The sequence below is a fragment of the Okeania sp. genome (genome assembly GCF_983059655.1).
The window spans coordinates 1-8,327 of record NZ_CEZPJD010000341.1 but is presented as its reverse complement, the minus strand read 5'-3'; the positions used below and the strand labels follow the sequence as shown (position 1 = coordinate 8,327).

Genomic DNA, 8,327 nt, shown 5'->3' with positions numbered 1-8,327 from the left:
TGACTCCTACTGATTATGACTAATTTAAAGAAGTGGAAATTATTACAATCTCGGTTCGTAATTAATAATAAATGGTGTCTGGTCAGACAGGATAAAGTAGAGTTATCAAATGGTACGATCATAGATGATTTTTTTATTAATGTTCGACCAGATATTGCACTTGTTTTTCCTGTAACTCCTCAACAAGAAATTGTATTTGTGCGTCAATATAGACATGGAGTAAAAGAAGTTTTATTAGAGCTACCTGCAGGTGCTTTTAACCCAGCAGAAGAAACAGGCGAGGTTGCTGCTACTAGGGAACTTACTGAAGAAACTGGATATATTGCCAATAAATTAATTAAATTAGCAACTCTATATGATAATCCGGTTAAGGATACAAATTCTATTCACTTATTTATAGCAGAAAATGTTATTCAATCTCAGCAACAAAAACTTGATATTACAGAAGAAATTGAAGTAGTGCTAATACCTGTCGATGAAGTTATTAATAGAATATTGATAGGAGAAATAAGTGTTTCTGGAACTGTAGCAGCAACATTTTTAGGATTAGAATATTTGCATAAGTCTAAATGTTGATTTTTAACTGTCGATTAATCAGTTAAATTATTAAGTATCTATTAGAAATCTCCAATAATAAAAAATAAAATAAATTATCCCGTGGAAATTATCAATTCTTTACCGAAAAATCGTGGTCTAAAGCCTCCCCTTTTAAGGGGATAAAAAAAATAATTCCGTACTTCAAGCCTCTTGCTTTCCTACGGAATGCTTCGCAAACAGCTAGAGGTACTGATAAACTGATAACTGATAACTGATAACTGAAATGACCGCATAATTAAGGTTTAAAGCATCTCCTTTCAAGGTAAAACAAGGAAAAATTGTCCTTTTATTTAATCCTCTTCCTTTGAGGGAGAAGTAATTATCAATTATTGAACTCTACTCTCTATTTTCCGGAAGTATCTATTGACTGATAGTCAGAACAATCTTTACATAGACCCAGAGGGTTAACAGCACAACGAATTAGAGGAGACCTAGCATTGAACTTACAACTTAAGTCTCCTATGATATATCCTACTCCTTCAATATATTGTTGTTCTGGTTGATTAGATATAGTTGGTATTCCTGTATAGTTTACTGCCAATCTAATAGATATAAGTCTTTCTCTAGTTCGTGCTTTGAACTTGTGCAGTATCCATAAAGAAACTATCCAAGGAGTTATGCCTATCAAAAAAATTAGTAAAATTTCAAACACATTTATTCTAATTAAATTGCTATTTAATAATTACTCTATCATAACAAATAATATCAATGAAAATTATTTATCCTTTGAAGAAATAAATTGAGATTATCGGTTAATCAAAACCTTGATATTTGTTAGATTTGAAGATGGAGAAGTTTTTTTAAAAAAGAATGTTTTTGGCAGATCACTTCCTGCTTTAACCACAGGTTCTAGAGAAGTAAAAGGCAATTTAATATGAGATAAATCTATCCCATAAAATATATGTAAAGATAAAGTAATAGCAACTGCTAACCAAAATTTTTCCCACACCTTAAACCCTCCTTTAATTTTAATTAAAATATAGAACAATTAGTTTGGAGGCTATAGCAATATATAGATATTACACAACAAATTTACTAACTGTCTGTGACTTGAAAGTAGGCAAAATCGTGAGTTTAATCACTGTTTAATCAACTAATCAATTAAGAGCAATTAGTTGAAATTATTCATAAACTGGGGACAATCTATAGCCCTAGGCGCAAGTCAAAAGTCAGAAGTCAGAAGTCAAAAGTAATTCCTGATTAACTTTGAGCATTTGTAGTCGAAGCAAAAGTTAGGATAGAATCAAAAGTTCAAAACTCAGATAACGCCAGATTTTTCTTTCTATCGTAGATAAATAAACCCTTCTTTGCTTCTTTGCTTCTTCCCTCTTCCTCACAGGAGTGCGCATTCCCTCTCTTGGTCAGCATTCCGCAAGCGAGCTGGTGTCGTCGCGGGGTCGCACCGCTTCTTCCTTTTTCCTTTTTCCTTCTGCTATTGAACGATAAAATGACCCCATATACATATAGTGGGAGTACCTCAACTTATGCTGACAAAAATACTGGCCTTAGCTGTTGGTCTTGGTAGTTTAGCCTTATATCTGGTGGCCTTTTTCTTTCCAGAAGTCCATCGAAAAAATGATTTTATCTGGAGTGGTGTTGGTCTTTTCTATGCCTTAATATTATGGTTCTGTGCAGGTAGAATTACAGGTGCAGTGTTATTGGGGCAAGTAGCAAGTGTAGCTTTATTGGGTTGGTTTGGTTGGCAAACCCTGACATTGCGTCGCCAAGTTACTCCAGTAGCAGAGCAAACAAAAATATCTACTCAGAAAAGTACTAAAGGCAAAATTCAAGAACGATCGACTACTATTCCTCCATCATCTACAGAAGAAGTAGATACTACCCCAAAATCAGATATTACGGAAATAGCAACTTCTACTCAAGAGATAGAAAATGAAGTCAAACCTGCGGAAATTGAATCTGAATTAGCATCATCTGAAACTATTTTAGATTCAAGCAATGTAACACAAGATTCTCAAGTAGATACACCTACAAATATGGCAGAACAAAATGTTATAACAGATGCAGATATGCCAAATATGACAGAAGAAAATGTCATAACAGATACGACGAAAGATTTTTCAGAAACACCCCAGAATTTACAGAAAAGTTCATCTAAAAAAGGTGGTGGTTTTTCTCAGTTACTGACACCTGTTAGTGGTTTATTGAGTAATATTAAAAACGCAATTAAAGGTAAAGATAGTAAAAATACAGATACAGATTCTGAATTAGTATCCAAAGAAAATCAAGTTGAGACAGAAGAATTAGCTTCTAGTGAAGAAGTTACTTCTGAAGTTAATGATTTAGTTAGTGATGGAAAAGAAAATTCATCTGAGCCAGAATTTTTAGAAGAAAAAGAAGTATCTGTAGTATCTGATGAACAAAAAGAGACTACTTTGGAAGAAGTTGAGGAAGAATCAACATTATCTTCAGATATAAAAGCTACATCTACGGAGGATGAAAAAACTATTTTAGAGACTAATGCAGAAAGTTTTGAAACTCAAGAGAGTTCAGTCTCATCAGATGAAATAACTATTCAAGATAGTGAAAATTCAGAAGCAAAAGATACTTCCATTTCTTCTAAGGAAAAATCTGAAAATAAGAATTTAGAATCAGATTTATCAACGGATAGTACAAACAAGTAAATAGATTCGTAAAGTTACAATTTCACAGACTAAAAATTCAGCAATAACAAATAAAAATTCTCAGGGAATTTAAAGGGAAACTAGCAGATAAATTCCCTGTTTTTTATTGTATAGTAGAAGGAAGAAGGGAAATATGGCATTGTCTGAGTTTTAATTTGCTTAGGACTATAGATTAATGACGAATTTTAGACTAGAAAATGTTTTTCTAACTGTTCCCTGTTCCCTGCTATATAATTTTTTTTCTTATATACAGAGGTATTCATTAGTGAACAAAAATTCAGTAGCTAGACCTTTTTTAAAATGGGCAGGAGGTAGTGCGATTCGTTAGGTCGAAACTGCTTCTAGGGGCGGGGGATGACCTGGGTTGATTTTTTTTTAGATCGACTACAACTGTAGAGAGTTTCTAGGTTTAAGTCCTAGCATCGAGATGTTCGATTGAATCCATTATTCCCATTAAGGAGAGTGGCGCTCGAATTAGTGAAGCGGGATAAAAAGCAGGTATTCAATAATTGATAATGAACAATGAATAATTAATAATTACCTCTTCTGGAAAGCGGATAGGATTGAACTTAAGGAAAATATTTTCTTTTTATTTTCTTGCATTTTTGAAGCTTACATTCTGCACGACAAAACCTAGTATAAAAGGCAAGTAGTCAATAGTTAGTTTAACCAATTATCAATTATCAATTATCAATTATCAATTATCCATTGATAACTAACCTATCTAAAGTTAAATCCCTGCGAGGGAGGTCGAAAGGGTTAACATTCGTGAACTGATGATTGGAAGCGTCGTCAGCCAAAGATAGAGACACGATAGGTCAAGTCTCTATTGAAAATAGCAATAGACAGATAGGGCACGGGCATAGACTGATAATGATCTTTAGACAGGGAAATGTTTTTCCTACTGTTCCCTATTCCCTGCTATTAGGAATGAGAATCAGAGAATTACCTCTTTCTGATTAACATCCTTCTCTTACCCATAAGAGCATTCCTCGGCGTATAGTCAGAACCCAACCCGACCAGACAAAACCTCTACGGAACGAAATAACCCGAATAAAGTTCTCATTGAGTAGGCAGCCAAGCTATAAACTTTATTGGGGAAGGATGATGTCAAAAGCCAATGTCTGGAGTAATTTCCAGGATATGCAGACGGACATCCCTAAGTCTAGAGAGTAGGAACTAAGTAAGAGGCAAAATGACCAATACGAGTGAAACAACTACGGTGGAAATGAAATGGAGTGATATTAACTGGAAATCGGTTAATAGAGCAGTATTTCGCCTTCAGAAAAGAATCTACAAAGCGTCGCTAAATGGTGATATCAAAACTGTCAGGAAACTCCAGAAACTACTGGTAAAGTCAAAATCAGCTAAATTACTCGCAGTCAGGAAAGTAATACAGGACAATACTGGTAAAAATATTCCAGGCATAGATGAGATAGCTAAGATAGCCCAAAAAATTAAACTGGATGGCAGAGCTAAACCTATCCGCAGGATTGAAATTCCTCAGCTAAATAAACAGGAGAAAAAACCATTAGAAACACCTGTAATGAAAGACCAGGCTAAACAGGCATTAGCTAAAATAACTCTAGAGCCAGAATGGGAAGCAAAATTTGAAGATAACTCTTATGGTTTCAGGCCGGAAAGAAGTGCCAAAGATGCGATCGCAGCAATCTACAGTGACATTAACAAAACGAGTTATTACGCTCTAGATGCTGAGATAGAAAAGTGCTTCGACCAAATAAACCATAGAAGATTATTGGATAAACTCAATACTTATCCAGCTATGCGCCGTCAAATTAAGGTATGGCTCAAAGCAGGGGTAATGGAAAAAGATGTTTTCTACAAAACTGAAAATGGTACTCCAAAAGGTGGTGTAATTTCTCCGTTATTAGCCAACATAGCTTTAGATGGAATGCAGGAGGCATTACAAGAGGTATTTTCTCAGAAATATACCATCTATGAGATACAACCCGATATCAATTTCAATCCACCTCTATTCCACAGATATGCGGATAATTTTGTTATCTTACACGAAAGCAAAAAGGTGATAGAGGAATGCCTTGAAATTATTAATGACTGGTTGGAAAATATGGGTCTCAAACTAAAAGACTCAACAACAAGAATTGCTCACACTCTAGGAGATGGAAAAGTCCAGACAGGATTTGATTATCTAGGGTTTAATATCAGGCAATATCCAGTCAAAGATATAAATAGTGCAACGGATGGAAATGGTAAAAATTTAGGGTTTAAAACTCTCATAAAACCTGCAAAGGAAGCTATAAAAAGCCATACCAGAGTCCTAAAAAATACAATCCGACTGTATCGCAATGCATCGCAAGAGAAATTAATAGAAATGCTAACACCCAAAATTAGGGAGTGGAGCAATTATTATGACTCTGTGGTAAGTTCAAGAGTCTTCAGAAAGATGGACAAAATCTTATACCATCAACTTCTCAGATGGGGATACTATCGTGCACCCATGCAGGGTAAAAAGCATATAGTAAACAAATATTGGGGAGTTGATAAAGGACAAGGATGGAAATTCATCACACCAGACGGGAAAGTATTGCGAAACCATAAGGAGAGTAGGGGGGCCTGGGAGTAGGGGAGTGGGGGAGTAATTATAGAATTAGGACTTACGCATGAACGCTATTAGTAGGGTGTGTTAGCGTTAGCGTAACGCACCAAGACTCTATATATAATGCCTTTGCGTAAGTCCTGAGAATTATAAACATAGTTATTATATAACCGGATTCTACATAATTACCAGTGAAGACAACCTGGAAATAGACCATATAATTCCCTATAATTCCCTCATACTTTACCAGTGAAGACAACTTGGAAATAAACCATATAACTCTCCAATATTTAGAGGGTAAAAACAATATGGTTAACAAAAAATTCCTGCACAGTTAATTACTACTGCCATCATCAGAAAATTTTTTCAAGATGGTAATCGCGCTCGCAAACAAACTAACTAGGAGGAGCCGAATGAAGGGGAACTTTCATGTTCGGTTTTGAAGGAGAGTTTGGGATAGTGATATCCCACTCGACTCTAACAAAGACAATTATTGCCTGAGTTAATCAAATATATTGATGAAAAATCCCTAAAAAAGCATACCTATTATGAACCTTTCATTGGAGGTGGAGCGCTTTTATTTGAACTACAACCAACTAGGGCAGTTATTAATGATAAAAATCCGGAATTAATTAACTGTTACCAGGTAGTTAGAGATTCATTGGATGATTTAATTGTGGAGTTAAAAAAACATCAAGAAAAAAATAGTTCGGATTATTATTATGACATGAGAAATTTAGACCGTATGTCTGAATATAAAAGTCTGTCAGCAGTAGAAAGGGCAGCCAGAATTATCTATTTGAATAAAACCTGTTATAACGGTTTATTTAGAGTTAATTCTCAAGGTCAATTCAATGTTCCTTTTGGCAAATACAAAAAACCTAATATCTTAGATGAAGATGTTTTAAAAGCTGTGAATAAATATTTAAATAAACCTCAAGTAAAACTATTAAGTACGGATTTTGCAGAGGTTGTTAAAAAGGCAAAAAAAGATGATTTTGTCTATTTCGATCCACCTTATGACCCGGTTTCTGATACAGCGTCTTTTACTGGATATGATGTGAATGGTTTTAACCGGAATGAACAGGAAAGATTGAAGCAAGTTGTTGATAGTTTGACAGAGAAAGGTTGCCGAGTTATGTTGAGTAATTCTCAGACTGATTTTATTATGGATTTATATCAAGATTATCGGGATAAAATTCATATAGTTAAGGCAGCACGAAATATCAATTCTAAAGGTTTGAAAAGAGGTAAAGTTAATGAAATTATAGTTTTAAATTTTTCAGTGTAGAGTTATATCATGTCCGGTTGAATACTTACACTTTAGAGGAGGTAAGGCAGGGGGCAGAAGGAAAGAAAAGGTTAGAAGGGAAAAGATTTTTTATCACTGATTATCCGGACATGATATTACAGGAGATTCTACCTTGCTGAGGTAAACCCCTCGCGGGCAAGATGCCCGCACTGGGAACATTTAATGATTAATATCTGTACTTCCTGTATTTCATGCTTGGAATATGCTGTATATTTTTTAGGGCTTGCTAAATAAATCTAAAAGCTTTTACAGATAGAGCTTTTAGCATTTTTAGGTATGGAAAAAGTACCTGATTTTCAGCTGTTCATGCTCAAAAAGTTACCATTTTCGGCACATCGTTGGGCAAAAAAAATTACTTTCCTGTTCCTCTACTCCCCTACTCTCCCGCTCCCCTACTCCTTAAAAAAAGACTTTTTCAGCAAACCCTATTTACCTATTCCGAGGGAGCTACACTATTGGATAATTGGATAATAAAGTTTTTGTTTGTCGTTGGGCTTTAGCCCTGATATAGCACTATGCAAATAGGTTAGGACGTTTATAAATACTCAAACGAGCATCAGGAGTTATTTCTGACTTCATTAAAATTCAGCCTCTGGTAACCACAATAAATCTGTTACTCCGAAATCTTTACCACATTGACTAATTAAAGTAGTAAGTTGACCACGATGATGAGTTTGATGATTAAAAAAATGTAAGAGTAAAAACCAAACTAGAAATGTACATTCTCGTTTCTGAGACCTACTTGTAAAAGTTAAAGGTTCAGACAACTTTTCCTCTGTTAATGAATCGATATAATTCTGAATTTCTTTGTCTGTTTTTTGACGTTCTTCCCATAATAAATCGAATTCAGCAATTAATTCCTGTCTTAACGATTCAATTTTAAAAGTATAATTTTTAAAACGACTTAACCACAACTTATCTGCTAATAAAATATGGTTGAGTGTGCCATGAATTGAATTAAAAAATGCTCTCTTATCTTCCCGACGTATTTCATCGGGTATGGATGCACAAGCTTGGTAAATTTTTTCGTTCATCCATTGATTATATTGAGATAATCTTTGAAAATAATCAGTTGTTTTCATAAGGAAATAAGGGATAATGTCATGTCTGGTTAAACAGCTAATGGAAGAGTCAGGAGTCAGGAGGAAAGATAGAAGAAGAAAGAGAAAGTTTTTTGATCGTTAATTATCTGGACATG

The 8,327-nt window shown here is 34.6% G+C and carries 7 protein-coding genes; 4 read left to right on the top strand and 3 right to left on the bottom strand.

Annotation, left to right across the window (positions count from 1 at the left end; all coding sequences use genetic code 11):
* Window positions 1–15 precede the first annotated feature (15 nt).
* Window positions 16–576, top strand: a complete 561-nt coding sequence (locus AC3DU7_RS18575) for an NUDIX hydrolase (protein ID WP_488040801.1) — start codon at window positions 16–18, stop codon at window positions 574–576.
* A gap of 364 nt (window positions 577–940) precedes the next feature.
* Here AC3DU7_RS18575 and AC3DU7_RS18570 read toward each other — a convergent pair whose 3' ends face one another.
* Window positions 941–1,249, bottom strand: a complete 309-nt coding sequence (locus AC3DU7_RS18570) for a DUF6464 family protein (RefSeq protein ID WP_488040800.1) — start codon at window positions 1,247–1,249, stop codon at window positions 941–943.
* Between the two features lie 93 nt (window positions 1,250–1,342).
* Entirely contained in the window at window positions 1,343–1,546 is a 204-nt protein-coding gene (locus AC3DU7_RS18565) for a hypothetical protein (RefSeq protein ID WP_488040799.1), read from the bottom strand.
* A gap of 535 nt (window positions 1,547–2,081) precedes the next feature.
* On the opposite strand from AC3DU7_RS18565, the gene AC3DU7_RS18560 reads away from it, so the two are divergent.
* The 3 genes from AC3DU7_RS18560 (at window position 2,082) to AC3DU7_RS18550 (ending at window position 7,108) form a co-directional block, all read left to right on the top strand.
* Window positions 2,082–3,239, top strand: a complete 1,158-nt coding sequence (locus AC3DU7_RS18560) for a Ycf66 family protein (protein ID WP_488040798.1) — start codon at window positions 2,082–2,084, stop codon at window positions 3,237–3,239.
* Window positions 3,240–4,434: 1,195 nt separating this feature from the next.
* On the top strand, window positions 4,435–5,844 hold the full coding sequence (locus AC3DU7_RS18555; RefSeq protein WP_488040797.1) for a reverse transcriptase domain-containing protein: 1,410 nt from the start codon (window positions 4,435–4,437) through the stop codon (window positions 5,842–5,844).
* Window positions 5,845–6,310: 466 nt separating this feature from the next.
* The gene (locus AC3DU7_RS18550; RefSeq protein WP_488040796.1) at window positions 6,311–7,108 is read left to right on the top strand and encodes a DNA adenine methylase; all 798 of its coding nucleotides are present in this window, start codon (window positions 6,311–6,313) and stop codon (window positions 7,106–7,108) included.
* Window positions 7,109–7,707: 599 nt separating this feature from the next.
* Here AC3DU7_RS18550 and AC3DU7_RS18545 read toward each other — a convergent pair.
* Window positions 7,708–8,211: a DinB family protein gene (locus AC3DU7_RS18545; protein ID WP_488040795.1), complete on the bottom strand. Its 504-nt coding sequence runs from the start codon at window positions 8,209–8,211 to the stop codon at window positions 7,708–7,710.
* Between the last annotated feature and the right edge of the window lie 116 nt (window positions 8,212–8,327).